The sequence below is a fragment of the Pelobium manganitolerans genome (assembly GCF_003609575.1).
In the GTDB taxonomy this organism is placed as follows: Bacteria; Bacteroidota; Bacteroidia; order Sphingobacteriales; family Sphingobacteriaceae; genus Pseudopedobacter; species Pseudopedobacter manganitolerans.
Genome location: NZ_MBTA01000005.1, coordinates 116042 through 141503 on the forward strand (window position 1 = coordinate 116042; position 25462 = coordinate 141503).

Sequence of the window (25462 nt, forward strand, 5' to 3'; positions counted from 1 at the left end):
CATGATTTTAAAAACGGCATTTAAGGGTTTACAAACATCATGGAAAGGCTTGGTACTTACGCTAAAGCACTTTTTTGAGGCACGCAAGTCTAAAGTAGTGGCCGATGTAAAATCGCCGAATTACTTTGACCAACAAAACGGAATTGCCACCGTGCAGTACCCGCGCCAAGAACTGCCGGTGCCAGAAGTAGGGCGTTACCAACTAGATGTGGTAATTGATGATTGTATCGTGTGCGATTTATGCGCCAAAATTTGCCCCGTAGATTGCATAGAAATAGAAAGTATTAAGGCTACAGAGGCCATCGGCAAAACATCAGATGGGTCTGTTAAACGTTTATATGCCGCCAAGTTTGATATTGATATGGCTAAATGTATGTTCTGCGGTTTGTGTACCACGGTATGCCCTACAGAATGTATCACCATGACCAATGGTTACGACCGTAGCTTTAGTTTGGTGACGGATTTGACCTACCATTTCTCTGATATGACAGAGGAGGAAGCAGAATTAAGGCGCGAGGAATTGGAAGCACAATTAGCAGAAAGAAAAGCGGCAAAAGAAGCGGCTATGAAGAAATAGGAGCGTGCGCCATGTTAATCCGCCGGGTGGCGGAGAAACATTTCACAAACAGCCGTGCAATGCTATAAGTAGACTCTGTTTTTGAGATTTCTCGTACCTCGAAAGTACAAAATTGATATTAAATGAAAGGCCGTGTGAAACGCCTAATTTTTTTAAAAATATCGTGATAGAACAAGTTATATTCTACATTTTAACAGCAATAGCCATTGGCAGTGCGGCCTTTGTGGTAACAAGCCAGCATTTGGTGCGCTCGGTATTTATGTTTTTTGTAACGCTTTTTGCCGTGGCAGGTCTGTATGTTTTTGCGTTGGCAGATTTTGTGGCGCTGACACAGATTGTCATTTATGTAGGCGGCGTACTGGTTTTGCTATTGTTCGCGTTCTTGCTCTCCAGCAAAAATTCTTTAGATGCCATCTCCGAAATTCCGTCCGGCTTGCTCTCCGCAAACCGATTGCCGGCGGTGTTTATCGCGCTAGCATTTTTTGCGCTACTATATTATGTGTTTAACAGCGTTAACTTCGAAAGCTTAAACTGGATACAACAAGCAAAAGCACAAAATAACATCATCAGCGTAAGCGATAATACGGTGCGCAACATTGGTGTAAACTTGATGAGCAAATACCTGTTGCCTTTAGAACTGGTTTCTATTTTACTGATGATGGCCTTAATTGGCGCGGCGCACATTGCCAGAAAGGAACCCAAAACGCCATGATTACCTTGCAACATTTTCTGCTGATTAGCGCGGCCTTGTTTGCGCTAGGTTTGTACGGTGTAATTACCCGCAGAAACGCCATTCAAATTTTAATGGGTATCGAGCTGATGATCAACGCATCCATCTTAAATATGGTGGCTTTTTCAAAATTTGACCGTGCCGAAAATACCGGGCAGGTTTTCGGTCTTTTCATTATCATCCTGGCAGCCGTTGCCGTTGCCGTAGCGCTGGTCATCATCATGAATTTGTATAAACGCGTGCAAACTATTGATCCGTCAAAAACTAAAAGCTTAAAAGGATAATGGAGCAATATTTTACCGATTCTCAGCTCTTGTACCTCGCGCTAATAACCATTACGGCGCCCTTCCTTTCCTTTCTGTTTGGGCAGTTTTTTAAAAAATATGCGGTGCTTTGGGGCATCTCCAGCATCAGCATCAGCTTAGTTACCTCCGTTTTGCTGTTTTTTAGCGTGTGGCAAAATCAGGTTTTGCATTACAGCTTTAGCTGGATTAAATTGGCCAACATACAAATCAACCTCGGCTTCCTGCTAAATAATCTGAGTGTGATTATGCTGGTGCTGGTGTCGTTCATCGCTTTGCTGGTGCATATCTATTCGGTGGAGTATATCCGCAAAGACGCGCTCAAATACCGTTACTTCTCGTACCTCAGCTTGTTCTGTTTTGCCATGCTCTGCGTGGTGATGGCCGATAACCTCTTTTTACTTTACGCATTTTGGGAGCTGGTAGGCTTTGCATCTTACCTGCTTATTGGTTTTTGGTTTACAAAACGACGCGCCGTACATGCCAATAAAAAAGCTTTTGTAATGAATAGGGTAGGCGATGTGGGCTTTTTGGTAGGCATCATGATATTGCTGGCACAATTTGGCACCGTTGATTTGCAGACTTTGTTCGCAGAGAACGGACTAATCCATTCGTCTTTTGTACAAAACGGATTATGGGTAAGCCCGTTCCGTTCTATGCCATCGGCATGGTTGACCATTGCGGGCGTTTGCTTTTTATTGGGGGCGGCTGGTAAATCGGCGCAGTTTCCATTGCACTCTTGGTTGCCGGATGCCATGCAGGGGCCAACCGCGGTTTCCTCTCTAATCCACGCGGCAACCATGGTAGCAGCCGGCGTGTTTTTGCTCTTGCGCATTTCCCCACTTTTTAACGAAGCTGTGCTTACACTGATGGCTTCCATCGGTTTGTTAACCGCTTTTATGGCAGCAAGCATCGCGCTTACGCAAACGGATATTAAAAAAGTATTGGCATTTTCTACCATCTCTCAGTTGGGCTTTATGGTGCTGGCCGTAGGCGTACAAGATAATGCTTCGGCTATCTTCCACCTCTCTACCCATGCGTTTTTTAAATGTTTACTGTTTTTAGCAGCGGGGATGGTAATCCATCAGTTGCACCATGTAAAAGAATACACCGAAACAAAGTTCGACGAACAGGATATGGCCAATATGGGCGGTTTATTTAAGCGTATGCCTTTAACCGCGGTGGTATTTATTATTGCCGCCTTGGCTTTGGCGGGCTTGCCTTTTACCTCAGGCTTTTTGTCCAAAGACGGCATTTTAATTAGCGTTTTTGATTGGGCAGGGCACCGTGGAGGCTTATTCTGGATTTTTCCTTTGCTGGTATCCATCACCTCTTGGCTCACTACTTTTTACATCTTTAGGTTAATTTTTAAAACCTTTTTTGGCGATTTCCGCTTGCCCAACATCATCAACGTCCGGGCAGAGGAGATGCACCTGCACGACCCTAACAACTGGATGAAAGTGCCGGCAGTAATACTGGCAGTTTGTTGCTTGGGATTGGTTTTCGCCATCAATCCGCTCAGCTTAGAAAGTTCGTGGCTGCATCACGCTTTTGTGCAACAAGCGCATGAAAACGGATTGCTGCACCTACTGGTGCCGGTTTATATCAACGTGTTAAGCGTTGTGCTCATCATCGCAGCTTATTATATATACGCGCAGGGTCGCATCACTTTTAGCAATCAGCGTACATGGTACTATCAATTTTCTTATCAGCAATGGTATTTCAATTGGCTGTACGATAAAAAATTGGTGGCGCTGGTGCTGTGGAAAAGTAAAATGGCCTTTTGGTTTGATCGTTACGTAATCGACGGGCTAGTCCATTTTTCGGCAAAAGCCGCACTTTTTATGTCGCGCTTAAGCGATTTTTGCGACCGCTATTTGGTAGACGGCGCGGTAAACGGTATTGCAAGCATCATGTCGCGCTTTAGCGTTTGGTTTAGGTCTATGCAAAACGGCAAGTTACAGCATTATTTTGTGTGGATGCTGCTTTTATTCTTAGGGTTTATGATTTTTAAAATAATAATCTGATGGGTTTATTATCTATCCTGATATTTCTGCCGATAGTAAGCGGCGTGCTGATTTTAGCTTTACCCAAAAGCTTAAATACTTGGTATAAATACATCACCTTGGTGGCTTGTGCTATGCAGTTGCTATTGGCCAGCTACTTATACTATGCATTTAAAACCGGCGATGGCTTTGCAGGTGTTAACCAGCTTTCGCAGTACCAATATGTAGAGAATTTAAGTTGGATACGTTTGCAACTGGGCAGTTTGGGCACCTTACAAATTGATTATCTGTTAGGTGTAGATGGTTTCTCCATCGCCTTGGTTTGGCTTTCGGCTTTGGTGATGCTTATGGCTACGCTTTCATCTTGGGAGATAAAAACAAATCTTAAAGGATATTTTTCGCTTTTCTTACTGCTAAACGCCTCGGTAATCGGTGTGTTTTGTGCTTTAGACTTGTTTTTGTTTTACGTGTTTTACGAGCTAATGCTTTTGCCTTTATACTTCCTTATCGGGATGTGGGGCGGCGTAAGGCGCGAGTATGCTTCAATCAAATTTTTCCTTTACACCCTATTCGGTTCGGTGTTTATGTTGTTAGTGATTGCCGGCTTATACCTCTCCGTTACCGACCCTGCAACCGGCAACCATACCTTTAACATGGTGCACGCCATGAACCCCGCTAATTACAGCAACGGTGCTATTTTCAACCTAAGTTCTGGCGCTCAAATATTCGGTTTCCCGGCAAGGCTAGTCGGTTTTATAGTGGTATTTGTGGCCTTTGCCATTAAAGTTCCGGTTTTTCCTTTCCACACTTGGTTGCCCGATGCGCACGTGGAAGCTCCAACGCCTATCTCTTTAATTTTGGCCGGCGTGCTGTTAAAAGTTGGCGGTTATGGTATTATCCGCATAGCTTACGGCATTTTTCCCGAAGCGGCGGTTTCACTTTCCTTTTGGATGGGACTTATTGGAGTCATCTCCATCATTTACGGCGCCATGAACGCCCTGGCACAGCGCGATATGAAACGCCTAGTGGCCTATTCGTCGGTGTCGCACATGGGCTTTGTATTGTTAGGCGTAGCTTCTTTAACATCCGAGGGAATTAACGGCGCTATGATGCAGATGGTTTCGCACGGTTTTCTTTCGGTGATGCTTTTCTTTATCGTGGGCGTCATTTATACGCGCGTGCACGATCGGGACATTTATAATTTCCGCGGACTGGCCAATCATATGCCTGTGTTCACTGGCTTTGTGATGGTGGCATTTTTTGCTTCTTTAGGCTTACCGGGCTTCTCGGCTTTTATTGCGGAGGCCTTTACTTTAATAGGCGCTTTTTCCTCCGAAAGTTTAAACGGCTACGTGCCACGCTGGATGGCAGTGCTGGGTGCACTGGGGATTTTATTGGGCGCAGCTTATTTGTTATGGACATTGCAACGGATGTATTTCGGCAAACTGAGGCTAAAAAAAGAAGAATGGAAACAAGCTTTAACCGATGTAAATGCCCGCGAGTTGACCGTGCTTATTCCGCTAGCGGCCTTTTCTTTGTTACTGGGAATTATGCCTTCTTTGCTTTTTGATGTCATGCAGGGCTCGGTTAACCAATTCATCACCTTGTTTAAATAGGCTATGTTGCAGCAGTTTCCAAATATCAGTCAATCCATAGCCGATATCCTAGCTTCCTTAAGCTACTTGCAGGGCGAGTTTGTTCTGGTAGTCGGTTTTCTGACCCTCATCATCGGCGATTTGTTTCTGAAAAAAACACGTCTTTTTGGGTTACTGTGCACTTTGTTCACCTTGTTTTTATCGGGCATATTTTTGGTGCTCGATTTATATGCATCGGCCACAGCCACGCTTATATTTAATGGAATGTTGGTGGCATCAGCAACCGTCATCAAATTTAAGTTGTTGGTATTGGTAATCACTTTAATTTCTTTGCCTTTCTTTTATCAAGATCATCGTTTGCGCCAGCACCCCAAAGGCATCAATGACTTCATGAGTATTCTGCTGGCTATGGAAATTGGCTTGTTTTTACTCATCGGCAGTGCCAATTTATTGATGCTGTATATCGGTGTCGAGATGATTTCCATTGCATCTTACCTTATGGTGGCCTATAACGCCTACCAAAAAGATCAGGCAGAAGCGGGGATGAAGTACGTGCTATTTGGCACGGTGGCTTCGGCAATTATGCTCTATGGCATTAGTCTAATTTATGGCTTCACGGGCACTATCAACCTTCACGGGGGTGCCATGGTGCAAGGTTTTGAGGGCGTGGGATTTTTAGCATCCAGCATTTCTATTACCATGCTCTTGGCGGGCTTGGGCTTTAAACTTTCGGCAGTGCCTTTCCATTTCTGGACACCGGATGCCTACCAAGTGGCACCAACTTCTGTGGTTTCTTTTTTATCTGCAGCACCAAAAATAGCGGTGTTCGGACTGCTATATTACATAATGCCTTTTTTCCAAGAGGGCGATGTTTTTAACCAGTTCATCATTGCGGTAGCTATTGCATCTATGCTTTTGGGCAATATTGCGGCGCTTTATCAGGATAACGCAAAGCGGATGATCTCGTACTCGGCAATTGGCCATACCGGTTTCATGCTGATGCTTTTTGTTTTGCCACAGGGCCAAATTTTGGACGTGTTGTTTTTTTACTTGGCCGTTTATAGTGTCTCTAACATTGCCGTATTTATGGCGCTGTCTTATATCGAGAATAATTATGGCTATTTACAGATCAGCCAGTTTAAAGCACTAGGAAAGCAGATACCGGCCATTGGCGCTTGTCTGGTGGTATTGCTGATGTCTTTAACCGGAATTCCACCAATGGCCGGCTTTGTCGCTAAGTTTTTAGTCTTCTCGGCCATGGTAAATGCTATCGATCAAAGTGCGGTACTATGGCTGTTGGTAGTTGCTGTGGTCACTACCGTAGTTTCCTTATTTTACTACCTTAAAATCCCGCTCAACTTCTTTTTGAAGCAAAGCGATGCCAATCCCTTGCCTGCAAAATCGAGCGCTTTATTGGCTGTCCTTACCATCGTTTTAACCGTTGTGGTGCTGCTGTTAGGGATTTTCCCGGGCTTGTTAGGCGGCTTTTAAACATTATTTGACAGAAGGCGCCTGCTATGACCCAATTGTTTCATTATCTTTGGATAAACTACGCGCTATGTATACCAAAAGAGAGGTGCTTCATATTCTAAAAACGCAAAAGGCTAAACTTGCGGAAAGGTATCCTATATCAGAAATTGGCCTATTTGGTTCTTTTGCACGCGAAGATTATCGAAAAGATAGCGATATAGACATTTTAGTCGATTTTAACGGGAAAATAGATGGATTTGATTTCATAAGACTGGCTCATGATCTTGAAGATATATTTCAGCAAAAAATAGATTTAGTCTCTCGCCGCGGAATTAAACCTCATTATCTTCCTTTTGTAGAAAAAAACTTAATACATGTCTGAACGGGATGATGTTTTACTTTTAGTCGATATATCCGACTCTATCAATAAAATCCTCTTATACACATCTAGTTTCACTTTCGAGGACTATACGAATGACCCGAAAACAAAAGATGCTGTGGAGCGAAATTTTGAAATTATCGGAGAGGGTTTCAAGGCTCTCAACAGATTTTAAAGACAATCATCCTGAGATAGATTGGAGGATTTTAAAAGATTTCAGAAATTTTATCATACACGAGTACTTTGGAATTGATAATGCAATAGTGTGGGATATCATTGAAAATCATATCCCAAATCTAAAGTTGAAAATCGAAACGCTTTTTTAACATTCCCGTCATGCCGCTCGTATTCCGATAATGCCGAAAAAGTAACTTTTTAAATATCTTACAGTTCTCTTTAGGTTTTAACGCAACCCTAAAAATTCGCCCAGCTTCGTGTCTTTGCGCCTTTGTGGCAATACCAAAAGCTTCTACTTTTCTCGTGGTTTACTCACAACCTGACCGCTAAGAATAGGCCTACTGCACCCTTTTCATAATATTTTAGGCATGGCGTTGTTTGGCGTCTCTTGGCGTTGCTTGGCGCCGTTTGGCGTATTTGTGCTTGGAAAACGAAAAAGGCTTTGTTCGCTAGTTCTTCGCTAATCCTCCGTACCTCCTTCGCAAAACCGGCACTTTTTGCGAACAAGTAGCCAAGAAGGTACGGACAAGGTGTGTTAGATTTTATAAATTTTCGAGAGCTTTTTTGACAGTACCGCTCCCACACTTCTCCCACTTGTCTTCGGGAAAACGGGTGTATTTCTCGAAGAAGTCTCGAAGCGGTCTCGAAGAAAATACGGGAAATGTGGCAAAACCCGGCAAAACTCAGCAAACTTCGGCAGCTATTCCTGAGCGTTCAGATTTTTTTAATCTAAAGCTTTTAGCTCTTCCCGTGTCTAAGCCAAGTTCTTGCAAATTCTAGTTCTTTTGGAATCAATTAAATGCGTTTTTTAACTATAACAAAACGTTCGGAGATTTGTCAGCGCAGACTCTACAAATAAACTTCTCGAAAACAGGTAAAACACCGGTCCTTTCTCTCAAGCCATTCGTTTTAGCGCCTTTGCGTCTTCATGGCAGCACTACAAAACCCAAACCTGTGTATGTTTTTGCTTCTCTTTTTTTAGACGCCCTTTTAAGCGCACTTTAAGTATTCCTTAAGTATTCCTTAAGCGAAGGAGTAAAATTTCAAATAGCAAAAAATTAGGGATTTGATGTTTCAACAGCTACCAAATCGTTTCAACGGCTACCATTTTGTTTCACCTAATTCATTTTTTTTTAAAATCAGATAAAAAACCCGCAAATGATAAGCATCAACTTCGTGTCCACACTCCAATTGACGAGCTTTAGCTAGCGCCCGTTAGCTACATCAAAAAAATACTCTTCGGGGCAAACAGAGTCTGCAACAGATTACTCATCAACCATCAAATTACATGAAAACACACCGCCTTAAAATATTTTAATAATTTATTCTTAACTGTTTGATTATTAATAAGACTTTTCTATCTTTGCCGTCCCTTTTGGGGAAATTGTATCCACCTTGAACGAAGCCCTACTGCTTCGATGGGTGTTAATTAAATTAAAAAATGTCAGGAATTATTGGAAAAAAAGTAGGAATGACCAGCATTTTTGACGCAGAGGGGAAGAACGTTCCTTGTACTGTGATTCAAGCTGGACCTTGTGTGGTGACACAAGTAAGAACCATCGAAAATGATGGCTACACTGCGGTGCAGTTAGCTTACGATGAGAAAAAAGAAAAAAACACAACTGCGGCGCTAAAAGGTCACTTCGCAAAAGCCGGAACTTCACCAAAACGTAAAGTGGTAGAGTTCAAGTATTTTACAGAAGAGAAAGCCCTAGGCGAAGTAGTGGATGTTAATCTTTTTGTAGAAGGAGACTACGTTGATGTAGTGGGTACTTCTAAAGGTAAAGGTTTTCAGGGCGTTGTGAAACGTCACGGATTTGGCGGTGTGGGTGGTCAAACTCACGGTCAGCACAACCGTATGCGTGCTCCGGGTTCATTAGGTGCATCTTCTTATCCTTCAAGAGTATTCAAAGGGATGAGAATGGCCGGAAGAACTGGTGGCGACAGAGTGAAAATCCAAAACCTTCAAGTTGTTAAGGTATTTGCTGAGCAAAATTTATTGGTAGTGAGCGGATCTGTTCCGGGAGCTAAAGGTTCGTACGTATTAATCGAGAAGTAAGATGGAAGTTAAAGTATTAGACATCTCAGGTAAAGAAACAGGTGCCAAGGTGCAGCTTTCTGAGGGAATCTTCGGTATTGAACCAAATGACCACGCTATTTATTTAGACGTAAAACAGTACCTAGCAAACCAACGCCAAGGAACTCACAAAGCAAAACAACGTAACGAGATTGCCGGTTCAACCCGTAAATTGTACAAACAAAAAGGTACAGGCGGTGCACGTGCCGGTAACATCAAATCGCCATTGTTTAACGGTGGTGGTAGAGTTTTTGGCCCGCAACCGCGCGATTACAGCTTTAAGTTGAACAAAAAGCTGAAAGAGTTGGCGCGTAAATCGGCCTTAACTTACAAAGTAAAAGATAACAGCCTTGTTGTATTAGAAGACTTCGCTTTTGATACCCCAAAAACTAAAAACTTTGTTAGCCTGCTAAACGCTTTGAATTTTGAAGGCACCAAAACATTGGTAGTATTGCCAGAAGGTAATAAAAATGTGTATTTGGCCAGCAAAAACATCCAAAAAGCAAAAGTGGTTACAGCAGATGAGTTAAACACTTACGATGTGTTAAACGCAGTGAAATTAGTATTAACTACCGGTTCGGTAAAAACATTGGAGGAGGCATTAGCCAAGTAATATGGAAATCTTAAAAAAACCTGTATTAACAGAAAAAGCTACTTTGTTGACCGAGAAACTGAACCGTTATACGTTTGAGTGCGATCACAGAGCTAACAAAATACAAATTGCTGCAGCTGTTGAAGCCATGTACGGTGTAAACGTAGCAGCAGTAAACACATCAGTAGTAGTAGGTAAATTAAAAACCAGATCTACTAAAGCTGGTATGGTATCAGGTAGGGCCGCTAAATACAAAAAAGCGATCATTACCCTAAAAGAAGGTGAAGTTATTGACTTTTATAGCAATATTTAATTGAATTATGGGCTTAAGAAAATTTAAACCAGTAACCCCCGGAACCCGTTTCAGAGTAGGTAACGATTTTTCTGAAATCACTACCAACACGCCTGAGAAATCACTTACAGTGAAAAAAACGCGCTCTGGTGGCCGTAACCATGCTGGTAAAATGACTATGCGTTATATCGGTGGGGGACACAAGCAATTGTACCGATTAATAGATTTTAAACGCGATAAAAAAGACATCCCCGCAAAAGTTGCAACAGTAGAGTACGATCCAAACCGTACAGCCCACATTGCCCTATTGCATTATGTAGATGGTGAAAAGAGATATATCATCTGCCCTGAAGGTTTAAAAGTTGGACAAACGGTTATTGCCGGAGAAAACGTAGCTCCAGATCTTGGAAATACCATCTCTTTAGCAAAAATCCCTTTGGGTTCTATTATCCACAACATTGAGTTGAAGCCTGGAAAAGGTGGCCAAATTGCAAGAAGCGCAGGTTCTTATGCGCAACTGGCAGCCCGTGACGGTAAGTACGCTACCATTAAAATGCCTTCTGGTGAAACTCGTTTAATCTTAGTTACCTGTACAGCAACTATCGGTACAGTATCTAACTCATCTCATGCAAATGAAGTGTTAGGTAAAGCCGGTAAAAAACGCTGGTTAGGTCGTCGTCCACGTGTTAGAGGTGTGGCCATGAACCCAGTAGATCACCCAATGGGTGGTGGTGAGGGTAGATCATCAGGTGGTCACCCACGTTCAAGAAAAGGTTTATTGGCTAAAGGCTTTAAAACCCGCGACAAAAAGAAATACTCAAATCGTTTCATCATTGAGAGGAGGAAGAAATAATGGCTCGTTCGATTAAAAAAGGACCTTATATAGATCATAACGTAGAGAAAAAAGTCTCTACTATGAATGAATCAGGCAAAAAAACCGTAATTAAAACCTGGTCAAGAAGATCAATGATTTCTCCGGATTTCGTAGGTCACACTTTCGCAGTGCACAACGGAAACAAGTTTATTCCGGTTTACGTAACTGAAAACATGGTTGGTCATAAACTTGGTGAGTTTGCCCCAACCAGAACATTTAGAGGACACGCTGATAAGAAAAAATAATTAAGCAATGGAAGCAGTAGCAAAATTAAAGAATTGCCCATCTTCACCTCGTAAAATGAGACTGGTTGTAGATCTGATCAGGGGTGAAGCTGTTGAAAAGGCACTTTACATATTAAAATATAGCAACAAAGAGGCAGCAACAAAAGTTGAGAAATTATTGTTGTCTGCTATCAAAAACTGGGAAACTAAAAATGAGGGTCAACGCCCAGAAGACGCTAAATTGTTTGTGAAAACAGTAATGGTTGACGGTGGTCGCCAGTTAAAGCGTTTAAGACCAGCACCACAAGGCCGTGGATACAGAATTCGCAAGCGTTCTAACCACGTTACTTTGGTTGTAGATAGTAAGAATGTTGAACCTCAAACTAATTAAGCAGAAATGGGACAAAAAGCTAATCCAATAGGACTAAGGTTAGGCATCGTAAGAGGATGGGATTCTAACTGGTACGGTGGTAATAAATACGCTGATAAATTAGTTGAGGACGAAAAAATCCGTAAATATCTATCTGCACGTATCGCTAAAGGCGGTGTGGCTAAAGTGGTAATCGAAAGAACGTTAAAACGTATCACAGTTACTATTCATACAGCTCGTCCGGGTATCGTTATCGGTAAAGGCGGTTCTGAGGTTGATAAAATCAAAGAAGAGCTTAAAAAACTAACTAAAAAAGACGTACAGATCAACATTTTCGAGATCAAACGTCCGGAGTTAGACGCACAATTAGTGGCAGACGGTGTTGCGAAACAGTTAGAAGCCAGGATTTCTTTCCGTAGAGCGATGAAAACTTCAATCGCATCAACCATGAGAATGGGCGCAGAAGGGATCAAAATTATGTGCTCTGGCCGTTTAGGCGGTGCCGAGATGGCGCGCAGCGAGCAGTATAAAGACGGTAGAACACCGTTGCATACCTTAAGAGCTGATATAGACTATGCTTTGGGCGAAGCTTTAACTACCTATGGTAAAATAGGTATCAAAGTTTGGATCTGTAAAGGCGAAGTTTATGGTAAAAGAGATCTTTCTCCAAACATCGGTGCAAACACAGGCAAAGGTGGCAAACCAGAAGGTGGCTTTGGATCGCGCGATAATAACCGTGGCGACAGAAAAGGCGGACACCGCGGTGGAAACAACAGAGGCGGTGCAGGTGCCGGCAGAGGAAAAAGATAAATAGTAGAACTATCGTTTAACGATTTAAAGACAAAGTAATGTTACAGCCAAAAAGAACGAAGTTCAGAAAGATGCAAAAAGGCAGAATGAAAGGTTTAGCCTCTCGTGGTGCTGAGTTGTCTTTCGGTTCATTCGGTATAAAATCATTAGAAGAAAGCTGGATCACCAGCCGTCAGATAGAAGCCGCACGTATCGCGGTTACGCGTTTCATGAAACGTGAAGGTCAAGTTTGGATCCGTATCTTCCCTGATAAACCCGTTACTAAAAAGCCTGCAGAGGTACGTATGGGTAAAGGTAAAGGTGCGCCAGAATACTGGGTGGCAGTGGTAAGGCCAGGCCGTATCCTTTTCGAAGCAGAAGGTGTGCCTTATGAAGTTGCTAAAGAAGCTATGCGTTTAGCAGCACAGAAATTACCAGTTCAAACAAAGTTTGTAGTACGTAGAGATTACGTAGAAGCATAAACAAGTTTTTAGTTTTTTTTGTTGGCCGTTACCCTACAAAGACAACTTTAACTATTAACTAACAATAAGAATGAAATACTCAGAAATCAAAGACCTGTCTACAGAAGAAATCGTAACCAGGATTCAAGAGGAAAAAGCAAACCTGACCAAATTAAAGTTTGCGCACGCAGTTTCTGCTATAGAAAACCCGACCAGGATTAACAAGGCGAGAAAGGATATTGCTCGTTTCAACACCGAATTAAGTCAGCGCAAGGCTAAGGCAGTTTCTGATAGTAATTCATAATTTTTAAAGTCGAAATGGAAAGAAAATTAAGAAAAACAAGAACTGGGTTAGTGTTGAGCAACAAAATGGATAAATCCATTGTTGTAGCGGTTGAGCGTAAAGTGAAACACCCAATTTATGGTAAGTTCGTAAAAACGACGACCAAATTTATGGCTCATGACGAGAAGAATGATTGCGGTATCGGCGATACCGTTTTGATCATGGAGACACGTCCGCTGAGTAAAAATAAGAACTGGAGATTAGTTGAAATTTTAGAAAGGGCTAAGTAAGATGGTACAACAGGAATCAAGACTAAATGTAGCCGATAACTCGGGCGCTAAAGAGGTTTTAGTAATTAGAGTTTTAGGCGGTACCCGTAAAAGATATGCTTCTATTGGAGATAAAGTGGTTGTTACCGTAAAAAGCGCAATCCCTTCTGGAAACATCAAAAAAGGTACTGTATCAAAAGCCGTAGTAGTAAGGACTAAAAAGGAGATAAGAAGAAAAGACGGTTCTTATATCCGTTTCGACGATAATGCTGCTGTTTTGTTGAACGCACAAGACGAGCCAAGAGGAACCCGTATTTTCGGCCCTGTTGCAAGAGAGCTGCGTGAAAAACAATTCATGAAAATTGTATCATTAGCACCGGAGGTATTGTAATATGGAAAACAATAAAAAAGTAAAACTGAACATCCGTAAAGGAGATTTAGTTAAGGTTATAGCAGGCGACTCAAAAGGGCAACAAGGCAAGGTGCTTGAGGTAATTACCAAAACCAATCGCGTATTGGTAGAAGGTACCAACATGGTATCTAAACATACTAAACCAAACGCAGCCAACCCTAATGGTGGCATTGTAAAAAAAGAAGCCCCAATTCATATTTCTAACGTGTCTTTAATAGATCCTAAATCTGGTAAAGCTACACGTGTGAGCAGAAAAAGAAATGAAGACGGGAAAGTAATTAGAATAGCTAAAAAATCTGGGGAGGAAATTAAGTAATGGCTTACGCACCAAGATTAAAAAACAAATACAAAGAGGAAATTGTAAGCGCTTTGAAGGATAAATTCCAATACAAAAGCGTTATGCAAGTACCTAAGTTGCAGAAAATAGCGATTAACCAAGGTGTTGGCGCTGGTGTAACTGACAAAAAGGTGGTTGAATCTGCAATTTTAGAGCTAACAACCATTACTGGCCAGCAAGCCGTAGCAGCAAAGTCTAAAAAAGACATCTCTAACTTTAAATTGCGTAAAGGTATGCCGGTAGGTGTGCGTGTTACTTTGCGCGATAACCAAATGTACGAGTTTTTAGACCGTTTAATTTCTGTTGCACTTCCTCGTATCCGCGATTTCAAAGGTATTAATGATAAAGGTTTTGACGGCCAAGGTAACTATACTTTGGGTGTGTCAGAACAAATTATCTTCCCAGAGATCAACATTGACAAAATCAATAAAATCCAAGGTATGGATATTACTTTTGTGACTTCTGCGGGTACAGATTTAGAAGCATTAGAATTGCTTAAACAATTCGGTTTACCATTTAAAAATCATAACATAGTTAACAATGGCTAAAGAAGGAATTAAAGCTCGTGAGCTAAAACGCCAAAAGTTGGTTGAAAAATACGCGGCAAAAAGAGAGGCATTAAAAGCAGCCGGAGATTACGAAGGCTTAGATAAATTGCCTAAAAACGCTTCGCCGGTACGTTTGCACAACAGATGTAAGTTAACCGGAAGACCAAGAGGTTATATGCGCCAGTTTGGTATTTCGCGTGTTACCTTCCGCGAAATGGCTCTAGCAGGCAAAATCCCAGGAGTAAGAAAAGCTAGCTGGTAAAAGAAAAATAATCATAAAGAATTTTTTGTACCTTTGCGGTCCGAAAAATTCTTTTTTTTACATCAATAATAATGTATACAGATCCAATCGCAGATTATCTTACAAGAGTAAGGAATGCCATCAAGGCCAACCACAGGGTTGTAGAAATTCCTGCATCAAACCTTAAAAAAGAAATCACAAAAGTTCTTTTTGACAAAGGTTACATCACGAACTACAAGTTTGAGGACAACAACGTTCAAGGCACCATTAAAGTAGCTTTGAAATACCATCCGATAACCAAAGTTCCGGCTATCCGCAGCATTGCGAGAGCCAGTAGACCAGGTTTGAGAAAATATGCAGGTACGGGCGATATGCCAAGAGTATTAAATGGTTTAGGTATAGCCATATTGTCAACTTCTAAAGGTGTAATGACCGATAAAGAAGCAAAACAACTTAATGTTGGTGGCGAAGTTTTATGTTACGTTTACTAGTTTAAGGAGGTTTAAGAAATGTCAAGAGTAGGTAAATCACCAATTCCAGTTCCAAATGGCGTAACGTTAACAGTATCTAAAGACAATTTAGTAACGGTTAAAGGCCCAAAAGGAGAATTAAGTCAGCAAGTAGATTCAGACATTACTGTAGCTGAAGAAGACGGAAACATCGTTGTGAAACGACCAACCGATCAAAAACGCCACAAAGCTTTGCACGGTTTGTACAGGGCTTTAATTAACAACATGGTTGTTGGCGTTACTGAAGGTTATAAAGTTCAACAAGAATTAGTGGGTGTGGGTTACAGAGCATCTAACCAAGGAAATACTTTAGATTTGGTTTTAGGTTTTTCTCACCACGTAGTTTTTGCGCTTCCGCCAGAAGTTAAAGTTGCTACCGCATCAGAAAAAGGAAAGAACCCAATTATCACTTTAGAATCTATTGACAAACAGTTACTTGGACAAGTAGCGGCAAAGATTCGCTCGTTAAGAGCACCAGAACCTTACAAAGGTAAAGGTATTAAGTTTGTTGGTGAAGAGTTGAGAAGAAAAGCAGGTAAGTCGGCATCTAAAAAATAATTGTAATGGCAGGAAAAGTTAAAACATCCCGCAGGGATAGAATAAAAAAAGGCATCAGAAAAAGAATTTCTGGGTCTCAAGAGCGCCCTCGCTTATCTGTTTTCAGAAGCAATAAAGGCATTTACGCTCAAATTATAAATGACAACGACGGTAAAACGTTGGTAGCAGCTTCATCTTTAGAGAAAGATTTTAGTGCATCAGGTACTAAAATAGACCAATCAAAAGAAGTGGGCAAAAAAGTAGCTGAGAAAGCTGTTGCCGCCGGCATTAAAGAAGTTGTTTTTGATAGAAATGGTTACTTGTACCATGGCCGCATTAAATCTTTGGCCGAAGGCGCACGTGAGGGTGGTTTAATCTTTTAATGGAAGTATAGCATGTCAACTATAAATATAAAGAGAGTAAAAGCGAACGAGATTGAATTAAAAGATCGTTTAGTTAGTATCCAACGTGTTGCTAAAGTTACCAAAGGTGGTCGTACTTTCAGTTTCTCTGCTATTGTTGTAGTAGGTGATGAAAACGGTGTAGTAGGCTACGGTTTAGGTAAAGCAAAAGAGGTTACCGAGGCCATTGCCAAAGGTATCGATGATGCTAAAAAGAACTTGGTAAAAGTACCTGTAATTAACAACACCATCCCGCATGAGCAAATAGGTAAGTTTTCTGGCGGTTTTGTTTTCTTAAAACCAGCAGCAAACGGTACCGGAGTAATTGCCGGTGGTGCGATGAGGGCTGTATTAGAATCTGCCGGTATCCACAACGTATTGGCAAAGTCTAAAGGTTCTTCTAACCCGCACAACGTGGTTAAAGCAACTATTTCTGCGCTATCTCAAATGAGAGATGCACGCACGGTAGCTCAACAAAGAGGTGTTTCATTAGATAAAGTTTTTAACGGTTAAGAAGATGGCTAAGATAAAAATCACCCAGATTAAGAGCGTTATTGATAGAAGCGAACGCCAAAAAAGAACGATGCAGGCTTTGGGTTTAACCAAAATTAACAGCACCGTTGAAGTAGAAGCTAATCCGGCAATCATCGGAATGGTTAAAAAAGTAAATCATTTGGTAGCCGTAGAAAAAGTATAATTACCATGAATTTAAGTAACTTAAAACCTGCAGAAGGTTCAGTAAAAAATAGAAAAAGAATTGGTCGTGGTACCGGTTCTGGACGTGGCGGTACTTCCACACGCGGACATAAAGGTGCGGGCTCGCGCTCTGGTTACTCTTCAAAAGTTGGTTTTGAAGGTGGTCAAATGCCTTTACAGCGCCGTGTGCCAAAAGTAGGATTTAAAAACCCGAACCGTGTTGAGTACGTTGGAATTAATTTAGATGTTTTACAAGGCATTGCAGAGAAATTTAATTTAAGTGCTGTTTCTTTAGAAACTTTGAGAGCGCACGGTTTAGTTTCTAAAAATGACTTAGTAAAAATCTTAGGCCGTGGCGAGCTTAAAACAAAGCTTGAGGTTAAAGCCCACGGATTTACTGCAACAGCACAAAAAGCTATCGAAGCTTTAGGTGGTTCGGTTGAAAAAATATAATTTTACTTCATGAAGAAGCTGTTCACGACATTATCCAATATTTGGAAAATCGAGGAATTAAGAGTGCGTATTTTATACACACTCTTAATTCTTTTGGTATATAGAATCGGTTCATTTATCGTATTGCCTGGCGTAGATCCGGCATCGTTAAGCAACCAAGAGGCCAAAGATGGCTTACTGGGTTTGTTAAACATGTTTGCAGGAGGTTCTTTTTCTAGAGCGTCTATTTTCGCTTTAGGAGTAATGCCTTATATCTCTGCGTCCATCGTGGTTCAGTTATTAGGTATTGCAGTTCCGTATTTTCAAAAAATGCAGAAAGAAGGAGAAAGTGGCCGTAAGAAGATCGATCAGATTACGCGTTACCTAACTATCGGTATTACTGCTTTGCAAGCCATCGGTTACGTTAAATCACAGATTTCTCCGGAAGCTAGGTTAATTAGCGAGCCTTTATTTACCATTTCTTCAATGATTATCCTTACCGCAGGTACCATGTTTGTAATGTGGATGGGTGAGAAAATCACAGATAAAGGTATTGGTAACGGTATCTCTATCTTAATTATGGTGGGTATTATTGCACAGTTGCCTTACGGTATTTTTGGAGAGTTTATGTTTAGGTTAAACGGTTCTGGAGGTTTAATCGCGTTCTTTATCGAGCTGGTAGCCTTATTCGCCGTGGTAGTATTTACGGTGTTAATTATCCAAGGAACACGCAAAGTACCTGTACAATACGCTAAAAAGATTGTTGGGAATAAGCAGTATGGCGGTGTAAGACAGTATATTCCGTTAAAGTTGAATGCGGCAGGTGTAATGCCGATCATTTTTGCGCAAGCAATTATGTTTATCCCTTCAACTATCGGGCAGTTTTTCCCATCAGCGCAATCGTCGTTGTTAGCATCATTTAGTGATTATACTTCATTTGCCTACAACCTTACTTTTGCCATCCTTATTATCTTGTTCACGTTCTTTTACACTGCAATCACCATTAATCCTAACCAAATGGCGGATGATATGAAAAAGAACGGTGGCTTTGTACCGGGCATTAAACCAGGTAAAGCAACTGCCGATTTTATCGACGCAATTATCTCTAGGATTACTTTCCCAGGTTCTATATTTTTAGCTATCATCGCTATTTTACCGGCATTTGCAATTATCGCAGGTGTTAACTCGCAATTTGCGCACTTCTTTGGAGGTACTTCTTTGCTGATTTTAGTAGCGGTAGTTTTAGATACTTTGCAACAAATCGAAAGTCACTTATTGATGCGCCATTACGATGGTTTGATGAAGACGGGAAGAATTAGCGGTCGTACGGCAACTACTTCTGTTGGTACTTCAGAAGCAGTGATCTAAATCGATAATGCGAAAAATAATCCTCAAGTCGCCAGAAGAAATTGAGCTAATCAGAGCGAGTTCGCAATTGGTAGCTAGAACCCACGCCGAGGTTGCAAAAATCATCGGCGAGGGTGTTTCTACAAAACAGCTGAACAAAGTTGCTGAAGAGTTTATAAGAGATAATGGCGCAATACCAGCCTTTTTAAACTATAACGGTTTTCCGTACACACTGTGCATTTCTTTAAATGATCAAGTGGTGCACGGTTTCCCAAGCGACTATCAGTTGCAAAGTGGCGATATCGTTTCTGTAGATTGTGGCGTAATAAAAGACGGTTATTTTGGCGACTCGGCTTATACCTTTATGATAGGTGAGGTTGAAGAAGAAACCAAACAATTGTTAAAGGTCACCCAAGAATGCTTGGATTTAGCCATCGAGAAAGCCATAGTGGGCAACCGCGTTGGCGATATCGGTTATGCTTGCCAGCAGCACGCAGAAAGACATGGCTACGGTGTAGTGAAAGAGTTGGTGGGGCATGGCGTGGGTAAAATGTTGCACGAGAAACCAGATGTGCCAAACTACGGTAAAAGAGGCTCGGGCATTAAGTTGGTTGAGGGGATGGTTTTAGCTATTGAACCGATGATTAACGCGGGCAGGGCCGCTGTTAAATTCTGGAACGACGGCTGGACGGTTTCAACCATAGACAAAAAGCCTTCTGCACATTTTGAGCATACAGTTGCGATTAAAAAAGGTAAAGCAGATGTACTATCTACGTTTGCATACGTAGAAGAAGTTTTAAATAAAAAATAAAAATTAAAATATTTTTACTTAATTTTGCGTCCCGCTTTGGGCGGTGCTAAAACAGTAAAAATCAAACAAATATGGCTAAACAATCCTCTATAGAGCAAGACGGGATTATTAAAGAAGCATTATCTAATGCAATGTTCCGTGTTGAACTGGAGAACGGTCATGAGATTATCGCGCATATTTCGGGTAAAATGAGGATGCACTACATCAAAATTTTACCGGGGGACCGCGTTAAGTTGGAGATGTCTCCATATGATCTTACAAAAGGTAGAATTACTTATAGGTATAAATAGAAATGAAAGTTAGAGCATCCATTAAAAAACGCAGCGCTGATTGCAAAATCATCCGCAGGAAAGGGAAACTTTACGTTATCAACAAAAAGAATCCTAAGTTCAAGCAGCGTCAAGGTTAATTATTAAAACTATCAACAAACACAAATGGCAAGGATAGCAGGTATAGATTTACCAAAAAACAAAAGAGGAGAGATCGGCCTTACTTATATCTACGGAATAGGAAGAAGCACAGCTCAGTCTATTTTAGAGCAAGCTGGCATCAGCGTAGATAAAAAAGTTCAAGATTGGACCGATGAAGAATTAACAGCGATCCGTAACATCATCAACGAGTCTATCAAAGTTGAAGGCCAATTGCGCTCTGAAGTGCAGTTAAACATCAAACGTTTAATGGATATCGGTTGTTACAGAGGACTACGTCACAGGAAAGGTTTGCCACTACGTGGGCAACGAACCAAAAACAACTCTCGTACCCGTAAAGGAAAGAGAAAAACTGTTGCGAACAAGAAAAAAGCTACTAAATAATAATTGATAGTAAGAAATGGCTAAGTCAAAAAAAGTTACTAAAAAGCGTTTAGTTGTAGTTGAGCCAGTTGGGCAAGCACATATTAACGCTACTTTTAATAACATCATTATTACCCTAACAAACAACCAAGGTCAAACTATTTCTTGGTCATCAGCCGGAAAGCAAGGTTTCAAAGGGTCTAAAAAGAATACTCCTTACGCAGCTTCACAAGCCGCTATTGACTGTGGTAAAGCAGCTCATGATTTAGGTCTTCGTAAAGTAGAGGTTTTTGTAAAAGGTCCAGGTTCTGGTCGCGAGTCGGCAATCCGTACTTTACAAAACTCTGGTTTAGAAGTAACCGTAATCAGAGATATTACGCCGCTTCCGCACAACGGATGTCGCCCACCAAAAAGAAGAAGAGTTTAATAATTATTTTAAAGATAAGATTCGCCCGGGGTTTAGCTGGGACGATACTTTAAAACACACAAAATGGCTAGATATACAGGTCCAAAATCCAAAATCGCCCGTAAATTCAGAGAACCAATTTTTGGTCCTGATAAGGCATTAGAAAGAAAAAATTACCCTCCCGGACAGCACGGTGCTTCAAAAAGAAGAGGAAAGCAGTCGGAGTACGCAACCCAGTTGCAAGAAAAACAAAAGGTAAAATACACTTATGGTGTGTTGGAGAAACAATTCTCTAACCTTTTCAAAAAAGCATCTGCTAAAGGCGGTATTACAGGTACTAACTTGCTTCAGTTATTGGAAGCTCGTTTAGATAACGCAGTTTACCGTTTAGGTATTGCACCAACCAGATCTGGTGCACGTCAGTTAGTTTCTCACAGACATATCACCGTTAACGGTGCTGTGGTAAACATTCCATCTTACCTACTTAAAGCAGGTGATGTAATTGAAGTTAGAGAGAAATCTAAATCTTTAGAAACAATCACTAACTCAGTTGCTGGCCGTACAATTAACAAATACAGCTGGTTCGAGTGGGATTCAAAAGCGCTTTCTGGTAAATTTTTACAATATCCAGAGCGTGAAAGTATTCCAGAAAACATTAAGGAAAACTTAATCGTCGAGTTGTACTCTAAATAATGATAATATTACTAGCTGGCTCTTGTTTTACAGGGGCCGGCTTAGTTATTTTATCCAGAAATTAACGATTAACATAAGGCACACATAAATGACAATATTAGCATTTCAGAGACCCGATAAAGTAATTATGCAGAAATCAACAGATTTCGACGGTACGTTTGAATTCCGCCCGTTGGAGCCTGGTTTCGGTGTTACCATTGGTAACTCGCTTAGAAGAATTTTGCTTTCTTCATTAGAAGGTTTCGCAATTACCTCTGTTCGTTTTTCAGGTGTTTCTCATGAGTTTTCTACCATCAAAGGTGTGGCAGAAGATGTTGTGGATATCATCCTTAATTTGAAACAGGTTCGCTTCAAAAAAAACGGCGACTCTGGCGATACCGAAAAAATCTTTGTGATCATTAACGGTCAAGAGACTTTTAAAGCTGGCGACATTACTAAATTCTCTAACAACTTTGAGGTTTTAAACCCCGATTTTGTAATCTGTAACATGGAAGATTCTGTTACTTTAGAGATTGAGTTGACCATCAACAAAGGTAGAGGTTACGTATCTGCAGAGGAAAATAAAAATGCTGATGCTCCGGTAGGTGTAATTGCAATTGACTCGATCTACACTCCGATCAAAAACGTAAAGTATACCATTGAGAACTTCCGTGTTGAACAAAAAACCGACTACGAAAAGTTAGTTTTAGACATCACCACTGATGGCTCTATCCATCCGGAAGAAGCATTAAAAGAAGCTGCGAAAATTTTAATCCAGCACTTTATGCTTTTCTCTGATGAGAACTTGGTGTTAGAGTCTCAGGCTAAAGAAGAAACCAAAGAGGTTGACGAAGAAGTTTTACACATGCGTAAAATTTTAAAAACCGAATTGGTTGATTTGGATCTATCTGTACGTGCATTAAACTGCTTAAAAGCGGCAGATATCAGATCATTGGCCGAGTTGGTTTCTTACGATGTTGCCGATATGTTGAAGTTCAGGAACTTCGGTAAAAAATCGTTAACTGAAATTCAGGAATTAGTAAAATCAAAAGGTTTATCTTTTGGTATGAACCTGGCAAAATTTAAATTAGACGAGGAATAATCCCGTTTGTAAACGCTTGTAAATAATGTAGCATAATTCCCGGCTCGCCATGGTGGCTTGAGCTGACGGTATGCACAAACTAAATAGTAATGAGACACGGAAAAAAACACAATCACTTAGGTCGTAAAACAGCTCACAGAAAAGCTTTACTTTCTAACTTAGCTTCTTCTTTAATTGAGCACAAGCGTATTGTGACTACTTTGGCAAAAGCAAAAGCTTTGAGAGTTTATGTAGAGCCTTTGATTACAAAATCTAAAAACGACACTACACACTCACGTCGTACAGTTTTTTCTTATTTACAGAAAAAAGAAGTAGTTACTACATTGTTCCGCGAGGTTGCAGAGAAAGTAGCTAACCGTCCAGGTGGTTACACTAGGATTGTAAAGTTGGCTAACCGCCAAGGCGACAACGCAGAAATGGCAATGATTGAATTGGTAGATTTTAACACTACCTACAATGCAGAGGCTAAGGTTGAGAAAAAAGCTACTCGTAGAAGAGGTTCAAAAGCTAAAAAATCTGAAACTACTGCTACTGAAGAGGCAACTACAAAGGCAGAAGAAACTGAAGCGAAAGCAGAAGTTGCTGAAACGCCTGCAGAAGATGCTAACGAGGCAAAAGAAGAAAAATCTGCTGAGTAAGAATAAATAAAGTTTATAAGAAACCTTCGGAAACCCGAAGGTTTTTTTTTGCCTTAAATTTACCGTTTTTATTTTTTATAAAAAGCATATGCATCGTGATAATTAATTATCTTAATGCGTCCTAAAACTTTTTATGTTATCTAAATCGAAATACAGTTTTAAGCTGGGAATCATAACTATTTTAATATTGGCGTTTGCTTGGAGCGGTGCTGTGGCACAATTAACTACCCGGGCAGATTCGCTGAGGTTAGAGCGCGAACTCCAAAGCCTAAAAGATGCTTCTGTTAGCAACCCCGATACAATTATTGTTGCGGGAGATCGCCTACTCTCCATATATGGCAAGCCTGCTACATCGCCTAACCGTTTAAAAATTTATCGTGCGTTAGGTTTTGTATTGTCAAAGCATGGGTACTTTCAGTTGACCGAGCGGTATTACCGAGAAGCTGTTGAGATAGCTAGAAAAACTGGCAACCAGTCCGCGGAAGCGGATTTAATCAATTCTTTGGGGGTAATGTGGGCAAAAAAGGGTGAGTATATAAAAGCGGAGTCGTCTTTTTTAAAGGCTTTGATTATCTCTGAGAAGGCGCGTTATGTGCCTGGCATTGTGAGCAGTTATCTAAAGCTGTCGACCCTAAGAATTAAACAGAACAAGCCTGTGGAATGTTTGAGTTTTTGCAAGAAGGCAGACTCGGTAAATGCGGTTAACCATGTTTCTTTTTTAAAACAGGAGATACTGCGGAATAAAGGCATTGTAAAGGCCATGCAGGGCCATTATGCAGAAGCGTTAGCGTCTTTTAATACGAGTTACAAAATAGGGGTAGAAGAGAAGGACGTTGTTGATCAGGTAGTTGATTTACAGAATATTGGTTTAGTTTATAAAGAGCAGAAACACATTGCTGAAGCTTTATCGTACCTTAAAAAAGCAGCTTCGCTAGCAAAAAGTTATTATTTAAAAGAGGAAGAAGTACGCGTAGAGATCAATATCCCGCCAATTTTAGCAAGTACAGGAAATTTTGATGAAGCAGAAGCCCTGCTGTTGGCTTTGGATAAACGTGCTATTGAACTTAGCTTAATAGATATGCGTTTGGAAATTTATACAAAGCTTAGCGAATTGAGTGAACAACAGAAAAATTACCGCAAGGCATATCGATACCTCGGTACATATACGGAGTTACGGGATAAACAAGCCAACGAAGAAAGCGGACGTGTTTTACAGGAAGCTCAGGTAAATTTAGGCCTCCTAAAAGCAAATAAGCGGCTAAAAGAGAACGAAGATCTGTTGTTTCAGAAAACCCGTGAACGTAATATCTTATTTGGCGTACTGTTGTTCTGCAGCTTGTTATTGGGCGCATTGGTTTTTGCGTTATTACGTCTCAAAAACCTGAATTGGGTGCTTTCACAAAAAAAGGAACAGCTTAGCCAAAGTAATAGCAGCAAAAATAAGTTGCTCTCAATTATTGGGCATGATTTGCGTGGACATGAAAGTACTTCGCTTGGATTGCTTGGCCTATTAAAAAATGGCGATTTAACACCAGAAGAAGCAGACGTTTATTTAGGTATGCTGCTTACGCAAACAGAATCTGCGCTGGCTACTTTAGAAGATTTACTACTCTGGGGCCAAACCCAAATTAAAGGTGGCGATTACAAACCTCAGAATTTGATGCTTTCGCTTTTGATTGATCGAAGCGTAGCTTTAAATACAGAAGCAATCCAAAAAAAGGAACTTGACGTGCAAGTAGATGATTTGCAGGGGAAGGAAGTAAACGCCGATGCGCATTATATCTCTTTTGTTATGCGAAACCTGTTAGCTAACGCCATTAAGTTTACACCTAATAAAGGCATCATTAAAATTTATGCAGAAGATTATTCGCCGCAGCAGTACAGCATTTGCGTGGCAGATGACGGTATCGGGATTCCGCCAGAGCAATTGGAACAAATATTTTCACCACAAAGCATTAGCCGTAAGGGCACAAACAATGAATCGGGTACCGGTTTAGGGCTTACTTTATGCAAAGAATTTGTAGAAGCAAACGGCGGAAAAATTTGGGCACACCCTGGTTTACAGGGTGGTACGGTCTTTTGTTTTACTTTAAATAAAAAGAGATAATATTCTTA

Annotated in this window: 37 protein-coding genes and 1 pseudogene; all 38 read left to right on the plus strand. The window is 40.9% G+C overall.

Going from position 1 to position 25462, the window contains the following annotated elements; translation table 11 throughout:
- Position 1 precedes the first annotated feature (1 nt).
- The 38 genes and pseudogenes from BCY91_RS05405 to BCY91_RS05590 all read left to right on the plus strand — a co-directional run bounded on the left by BCY91_RS05405 (position 2) and on the right by BCY91_RS05590 (position 25454).
- Entirely contained in the window at positions 2 to 577 is a 576-nt protein-coding gene (locus tag BCY91_RS05405) for a 4Fe-4S binding protein (RefSeq protein WP_120181002.1), read from the plus strand.
- Positions 578 to 740: 163 nt separating this feature from the next.
- A complete protein-coding gene (locus BCY91_RS05410) occupies positions 741 to 1289 on the plus strand; it encodes an NADH-quinone oxidoreductase subunit J family protein (RefSeq protein ID WP_245989008.1) in 549 nt (182 codons plus the stop codon).
- Positions 1286 to 1591 (plus strand): NADH-quinone oxidoreductase subunit NuoK, encoded by a 306-nt coding sequence (gene nuoK, locus BCY91_RS05415; protein WP_120181003.1) that lies wholly within the window; start codon positions 1286 to 1288, stop codon positions 1589 to 1591. The genes BCY91_RS05410 and nuoK overlap by 4 nt, the downstream gene beginning before the upstream one ends.
- Positions 1591 to 3636: an NADH-quinone oxidoreductase subunit L gene (gene nuoL, locus BCY91_RS05420; RefSeq protein WP_120181004.1), complete on the plus strand. Its 2046-nt coding sequence runs from the start codon at positions 1591 to 1593 to the stop codon at positions 3634 to 3636. Before nuoK ends, nuoL begins: the two co-directional genes overlap by 1 nt.
- Positions 3636 to 5231, plus strand: a complete 1596-nt coding sequence (locus tag BCY91_RS05425) for a complex I subunit 4 family protein (RefSeq protein WP_120181005.1) — start codon at positions 3636 to 3638, stop codon at positions 5229 to 5231. The genes nuoL and BCY91_RS05425 overlap by 1 nt, the downstream gene beginning before the upstream one ends.
- A gap of 3 nt (positions 5232 to 5234) precedes the next feature.
- Positions 5235 to 6701 carry an NADH-quinone oxidoreductase subunit N gene (locus tag BCY91_RS05430; protein WP_120181006.1) on the plus strand — a complete coding sequence of 489 codons (1467 nt, stop codon included), beginning with the start codon at positions 5235 to 5237 and terminating at the stop codon, positions 6699 to 6701.
- A 67-nt stretch (positions 6702 to 6768) separates the two neighbouring features.
- The gene (locus BCY91_RS05435; protein WP_120181007.1) at positions 6769 to 7062 is read left to right on the plus strand and encodes a nucleotidyltransferase family protein; all 294 of its coding nucleotides are present in this window, start codon (positions 6769 to 6771) and stop codon (positions 7060 to 7062) included.
- A pseudogene (locus tag BCY91_RS17705) lies at positions 7055 to 7385 on the plus strand (HepT-like ribonuclease domain-containing protein). The gene BCY91_RS05435 and the pseudogene BCY91_RS17705 overlap by 8 nt, the downstream one beginning before the upstream one ends.
- A gap of 1292 nt (positions 7386 to 8677) precedes the next feature.
- Positions 8678 to 9295, plus strand: coding sequence for a 50S ribosomal protein L3 (gene rplC, locus BCY91_RS05445; RefSeq protein WP_120181008.1), 618 nt, complete (start codon positions 8678 to 8680; stop codon positions 9293 to 9295).
- Position 9296: 1 nt separating this feature from the next.
- A complete protein-coding gene (gene rplD, locus BCY91_RS05450; protein WP_120181009.1) occupies positions 9297 to 9926 on the plus strand; it encodes a 50S ribosomal protein L4 in 630 nt (209 codons plus the stop codon).
- A 1-nt stretch (position 9927) separates the two neighbouring features.
- On the plus strand, positions 9928 to 10218 hold the full coding sequence (rplW, locus tag BCY91_RS05455; RefSeq protein WP_120181010.1) for a 50S ribosomal protein L23: 291 nt from the start codon (positions 9928 to 9930) through the stop codon (positions 10216 to 10218).
- A 7-nt stretch (positions 10219 to 10225) separates the two neighbouring features.
- Entirely contained in the window at positions 10226 to 11050 is an 825-nt protein-coding gene (gene rplB, locus BCY91_RS05460) for a 50S ribosomal protein L2 (RefSeq protein WP_120181011.1), read from the plus strand.
- Complete coding sequence (gene rpsS, locus BCY91_RS05465; protein WP_120181012.1) at positions 11050 to 11316, plus strand: 30S ribosomal protein S19; 267 nt, start codon at positions 11050 to 11052, stop codon at positions 11314 to 11316. Before rplB ends, rpsS begins: the two co-directional genes overlap by 1 nt.
- A gap of 7 nt (positions 11317 to 11323) precedes the next feature.
- On the plus strand, positions 11324 to 11686 hold the full coding sequence (rplV, locus tag BCY91_RS05470) for a 50S ribosomal protein L22 (RefSeq protein WP_120181013.1): 363 nt from the start codon (positions 11324 to 11326) through the stop codon (positions 11684 to 11686).
- 6 nt (positions 11687 to 11692) lie between these two features.
- Positions 11693 to 12475: a 30S ribosomal protein S3 gene (rpsC, locus tag BCY91_RS05475; protein WP_120181014.1), complete on the plus strand. Its 783-nt coding sequence runs from the start codon at positions 11693 to 11695 to the stop codon at positions 12473 to 12475.
- Between the two features lie 38 nt (positions 12476 to 12513).
- Complete coding sequence (gene rplP, locus BCY91_RS05480; RefSeq protein WP_120181015.1) at positions 12514 to 12936, plus strand: 50S ribosomal protein L16; 423 nt, start codon at positions 12514 to 12516, stop codon at positions 12934 to 12936.
- A 70-nt stretch (positions 12937 to 13006) separates the two neighbouring features.
- Entirely contained in the window at positions 13007 to 13219 is a 213-nt protein-coding gene (rpmC, locus tag BCY91_RS05485) for a 50S ribosomal protein L29 (protein ID WP_120181016.1), read from the plus strand.
- A 14-nt stretch (positions 13220 to 13233) separates the two neighbouring features.
- Complete coding sequence (rpsQ, locus tag BCY91_RS05490; protein ID WP_120181017.1) at positions 13234 to 13488, plus strand: 30S ribosomal protein S17; 255 nt, start codon at positions 13234 to 13236, stop codon at positions 13486 to 13488.
- Position 13489: 1 nt separating this feature from the next.
- Positions 13490 to 13858 carry a 50S ribosomal protein L14 gene (gene rplN / locus BCY91_RS05495; protein WP_120181018.1) on the plus strand — a complete coding sequence of 123 codons (369 nt, stop codon included), beginning with the start codon at positions 13490 to 13492 and terminating at the stop codon, positions 13856 to 13858.
- Position 13859: 1 nt separating this feature from the next.
- A complete protein-coding gene (gene rplX / locus BCY91_RS05500; protein ID WP_120181019.1) occupies positions 13860 to 14195 on the plus strand; it encodes a 50S ribosomal protein L24 in 336 nt (111 codons plus the stop codon).
- Positions 14195 to 14764, plus strand: a complete 570-nt coding sequence (gene rplE / locus BCY91_RS05505; RefSeq protein ID WP_120181020.1) for a 50S ribosomal protein L5 — start codon at positions 14195 to 14197, stop codon at positions 14762 to 14764. Before rplX ends, rplE begins: the two co-directional genes overlap by 1 nt.
- Entirely contained in the window at positions 14757 to 15026 is a 270-nt protein-coding gene (gene rpsN / locus BCY91_RS05510) for a 30S ribosomal protein S14 (RefSeq protein ID WP_120181021.1), read from the plus strand. Before rplE ends, rpsN begins: the two co-directional genes overlap by 8 nt.
- A gap of 71 nt (positions 15027 to 15097) precedes the next feature.
- Positions 15098 to 15496, plus strand: coding sequence for a 30S ribosomal protein S8 (rpsH, locus tag BCY91_RS05515; protein WP_120181022.1), 399 nt, complete (start codon positions 15098 to 15100; stop codon positions 15494 to 15496).
- A gap of 18 nt (positions 15497 to 15514) precedes the next feature.
- Entirely contained in the window at positions 15515 to 16072 is a 558-nt protein-coding gene (gene rplF, locus BCY91_RS05520; RefSeq protein ID WP_120181023.1) for a 50S ribosomal protein L6, read from the plus strand.
- A gap of 5 nt (positions 16073 to 16077) precedes the next feature.
- Positions 16078 to 16434 (plus strand): 50S ribosomal protein L18, encoded by a 357-nt coding sequence (gene rplR, locus BCY91_RS05525; RefSeq protein ID WP_120181024.1) that lies wholly within the window; start codon positions 16078 to 16080, stop codon positions 16432 to 16434.
- Positions 16435 to 16446: 12 nt separating this feature from the next.
- Positions 16447 to 16965: a 30S ribosomal protein S5 gene (rpsE, locus tag BCY91_RS05530; protein ID WP_120181025.1), complete on the plus strand. Its 519-nt coding sequence runs from the start codon at positions 16447 to 16449 to the stop codon at positions 16963 to 16965.
- Positions 16966 to 16969: 4 nt separating this feature from the next.
- Entirely contained in the window at positions 16970 to 17149 is a 180-nt protein-coding gene (gene rpmD / locus BCY91_RS05535) for a 50S ribosomal protein L30 (RefSeq protein WP_120181026.1), read from the plus strand.
- 5 nt (positions 17150 to 17154) lie between these two features.
- Positions 17155 to 17601 carry a 50S ribosomal protein L15 gene (gene rplO / locus BCY91_RS05540; RefSeq protein WP_120181027.1) on the plus strand — a complete coding sequence of 149 codons (447 nt, stop codon included), beginning with the start codon at positions 17155 to 17157 and terminating at the stop codon, positions 17599 to 17601.
- A gap of 9 nt (positions 17602 to 17610) precedes the next feature.
- Positions 17611 to 18948, plus strand: coding sequence for a preprotein translocase subunit SecY (secY, locus tag BCY91_RS05545; protein WP_120181028.1), 1338 nt, complete (start codon positions 17611 to 17613; stop codon positions 18946 to 18948).
- A gap of 7 nt (positions 18949 to 18955) precedes the next feature.
- Positions 18956 to 19738 (plus strand): type I methionyl aminopeptidase, encoded by a 783-nt coding sequence (gene map, locus BCY91_RS05550; RefSeq protein WP_120181029.1) that lies wholly within the window; start codon positions 18956 to 18958, stop codon positions 19736 to 19738.
- 71 nt (positions 19739 to 19809) lie between these two features.
- Entirely contained in the window at positions 19810 to 20028 is a 219-nt protein-coding gene (infA, locus tag BCY91_RS05555) for a translation initiation factor IF-1 (protein WP_017257530.1), read from the plus strand.
- 2 nt (positions 20029 to 20030) lie between these two features.
- Complete coding sequence (ykgO, locus tag BCY91_RS05560) at positions 20031 to 20147, plus strand: type B 50S ribosomal protein L36 (protein WP_120181030.1); 117 nt, start codon at positions 20031 to 20033, stop codon at positions 20145 to 20147.
- Between the two features lie 25 nt (positions 20148 to 20172).
- Complete coding sequence (gene rpsM / locus BCY91_RS05565) at positions 20173 to 20550, plus strand: 30S ribosomal protein S13 (RefSeq protein WP_120181031.1); 378 nt, start codon at positions 20173 to 20175, stop codon at positions 20548 to 20550.
- Positions 20551 to 20566: 16 nt separating this feature from the next.
- Positions 20567 to 20956, plus strand: a complete 390-nt coding sequence (rpsK, locus tag BCY91_RS05570; protein ID WP_120181032.1) for a 30S ribosomal protein S11 — start codon at positions 20567 to 20569, stop codon at positions 20954 to 20956.
- A 63-nt stretch (positions 20957 to 21019) separates the two neighbouring features.
- The gene (rpsD, locus tag BCY91_RS05575; protein ID WP_120181033.1) at positions 21020 to 21628 is read left to right on the plus strand and encodes a 30S ribosomal protein S4; all 609 of its coding nucleotides are present in this window, start codon (positions 21020 to 21022) and stop codon (positions 21626 to 21628) included.
- An 88-nt stretch (positions 21629 to 21716) separates the two neighbouring features.
- On the plus strand, positions 21717 to 22709 hold the full coding sequence (locus BCY91_RS05580; protein WP_120181034.1) for a DNA-directed RNA polymerase subunit alpha: 993 nt from the start codon (positions 21717 to 21719) through the stop codon (positions 22707 to 22709).
- An 89-nt stretch (positions 22710 to 22798) separates the two neighbouring features.
- Complete coding sequence (gene rplQ / locus BCY91_RS05585; protein ID WP_120181035.1) at positions 22799 to 23347, plus strand: 50S ribosomal protein L17; 549 nt, start codon at positions 22799 to 22801, stop codon at positions 23345 to 23347.
- 133 nt (positions 23348 to 23480) lie between these two features.
- The gene (locus tag BCY91_RS05590; RefSeq protein WP_120181036.1) at positions 23481 to 25454 is read left to right on the plus strand and encodes a tetratricopeptide repeat-containing sensor histidine kinase; all 1974 of its coding nucleotides are present in this window, start codon (positions 23481 to 23483) and stop codon (positions 25452 to 25454) included.
- Positions 25455 to 25462: the final 8 nt, after the last annotated feature.

Coding starts and splice junctions, on each gene's coding strand:
- rplV (WP_120181013.1), top strand. CDS start 11,324: ATGGAAGCAGTAGCAAAATTAAAGAATTGCCCATCTTCACCTCGTAAA.
- BCY91_RS05435 (WP_120181007.1), top strand. CDS start 6,769: ATGTATACCAAAAGAGAGGTGCTTCATATTCTAAAAACGCAAAAGGCT.
- rpsD (WP_120181033.1), top strand. CDS start 21,020: ATGGCTAGATATACAGGTCCAAAATCCAAAATCGCCCGTAAATTCAGA.
- rplP (WP_120181015.1), top strand. CDS start 12,514: ATGTTACAGCCAAAAAGAACGAAGTTCAGAAAGATGCAAAAAGGCAGA.
- rpsK (WP_120181032.1), top strand. CDS start 20,567: ATGGCTAAGTCAAAAAAAGTTACTAAAAAGCGTTTAGTTGTAGTTGAG.
- rpmD (WP_120181026.1), top strand. CDS start 16,970: ATGGCTAAGATAAAAATCACCCAGATTAAGAGCGTTATTGATAGAAGC.
- rpsH (WP_120181022.1), top strand. CDS start 15,098: ATGTATACAGATCCAATCGCAGATTATCTTACAAGAGTAAGGAATGCC.
- rpsC (WP_120181014.1), top strand. CDS start 11,693: ATGGGACAAAAAGCTAATCCAATAGGACTAAGGTTAGGCATCGTAAGA.
- BCY91_RS05430 (WP_120181006.1), top strand. CDS start 5,235: ATGTTGCAGCAGTTTCCAAATATCAGTCAATCCATAGCCGATATCCTA.
- rpsQ (WP_120181017.1), top strand. CDS start 13,234: ATGGAAAGAAAATTAAGAAAAACAAGAACTGGGTTAGTGTTGAGCAAC.
- rpsS (WP_120181012.1), top strand. CDS start 11,050: ATGGCTCGTTCGATTAAAAAAGGACCTTATATAGATCATAACGTAGAG.
- rplC (WP_120181008.1), top strand. CDS start 8,678: ATGTCAGGAATTATTGGAAAAAAAGTAGGAATGACCAGCATTTTTGAC.
- rplD (WP_120181009.1), top strand. CDS start 9,297: ATGGAAGTTAAAGTATTAGACATCTCAGGTAAAGAAACAGGTGCCAAG.
- nuoL (WP_120181004.1), top strand. CDS start 1,591: ATGGAGCAATATTTTACCGATTCTCAGCTCTTGTACCTCGCGCTAATA.
- rpsN (WP_120181021.1), top strand. CDS start 14,757: ATGGCTAAAGAAGGAATTAAAGCTCGTGAGCTAAAACGCCAAAAGTTG.
- rplN (WP_120181018.1), top strand. CDS start 13,490: ATGGTACAACAGGAATCAAGACTAAATGTAGCCGATAACTCGGGCGCT.
- rplB (WP_120181011.1), top strand. CDS start 10,226: ATGGGCTTAAGAAAATTTAAACCAGTAACCCCCGGAACCCGTTTCAGA.
- BCY91_RS05590 (WP_120181036.1), top strand. CDS start 23,481: ATGTTATCTAAATCGAAATACAGTTTTAAGCTGGGAATCATAACTATT.
- rplE (WP_120181020.1), top strand. CDS start 14,195: ATGGCTTACGCACCAAGATTAAAAAACAAATACAAAGAGGAAATTGTA.
- rplQ (WP_120181035.1), top strand. CDS start 22,799: ATGAGACACGGAAAAAAACACAATCACTTAGGTCGTAAAACAGCTCAC.
- ykgO (WP_120181030.1), top strand. CDS start 20,031: ATGAAAGTTAGAGCATCCATTAAAAAACGCAGCGCTGATTGCAAAATC.
- rplX (WP_120181019.1), top strand. CDS start 13,860: ATGGAAAACAATAAAAAAGTAAAACTGAACATCCGTAAAGGAGATTTA.
- rpsE (WP_120181025.1), top strand. CDS start 16,447: ATGTCAACTATAAATATAAAGAGAGTAAAAGCGAACGAGATTGAATTA.
- BCY91_RS05405 (WP_120181002.1), top strand. CDS start 2: ATGATTTTAAAAACGGCATTTAAGGGTTTACAAACATCATGGAAAGGC.
- rplF (WP_120181023.1), top strand. CDS start 15,515: ATGTCAAGAGTAGGTAAATCACCAATTCCAGTTCCAAATGGCGTAACG.
- nuoK (WP_120181003.1), top strand. CDS start 1,286: ATGATTACCTTGCAACATTTTCTGCTGATTAGCGCGGCCTTGTTTGCG.
- infA (WP_017257530.1), top strand. CDS start 19,810: ATGGCTAAACAATCCTCTATAGAGCAAGACGGGATTATTAAAGAAGCA.
- map (WP_120181029.1), top strand. CDS start 18,956: ATGCGAAAAATAATCCTCAAGTCGCCAGAAGAAATTGAGCTAATCAGA.
- rpmC (WP_120181016.1), top strand. CDS start 13,007: ATGAAATACTCAGAAATCAAAGACCTGTCTACAGAAGAAATCGTAACC.
- BCY91_RS05580 (WP_120181034.1), top strand. CDS start 21,717: ATGACAATATTAGCATTTCAGAGACCCGATAAAGTAATTATGCAGAAA.
- secY (WP_120181028.1), top strand. CDS start 17,611: ATGAAGAAGCTGTTCACGACATTATCCAATATTTGGAAAATCGAGGAA.
- rpsM (WP_120181031.1), top strand. CDS start 20,173: ATGGCAAGGATAGCAGGTATAGATTTACCAAAAAACAAAAGAGGAGAG.
- rplW (WP_120181010.1), top strand. CDS start 9,928: ATGGAAATCTTAAAAAAACCTGTATTAACAGAAAAAGCTACTTTGTTG.
- rplO (WP_120181027.1), top strand. CDS start 17,155: ATGAATTTAAGTAACTTAAAACCTGCAGAAGGTTCAGTAAAAAATAGA.
- BCY91_RS05425 (WP_120181005.1), top strand. CDS start 3,636: ATGGGTTTATTATCTATCCTGATATTTCTGCCGATAGTAAGCGGCGTG.
- rplR (WP_120181024.1), top strand. CDS start 16,078: ATGGCAGGAAAAGTTAAAACATCCCGCAGGGATAGAATAAAAAAAGGC.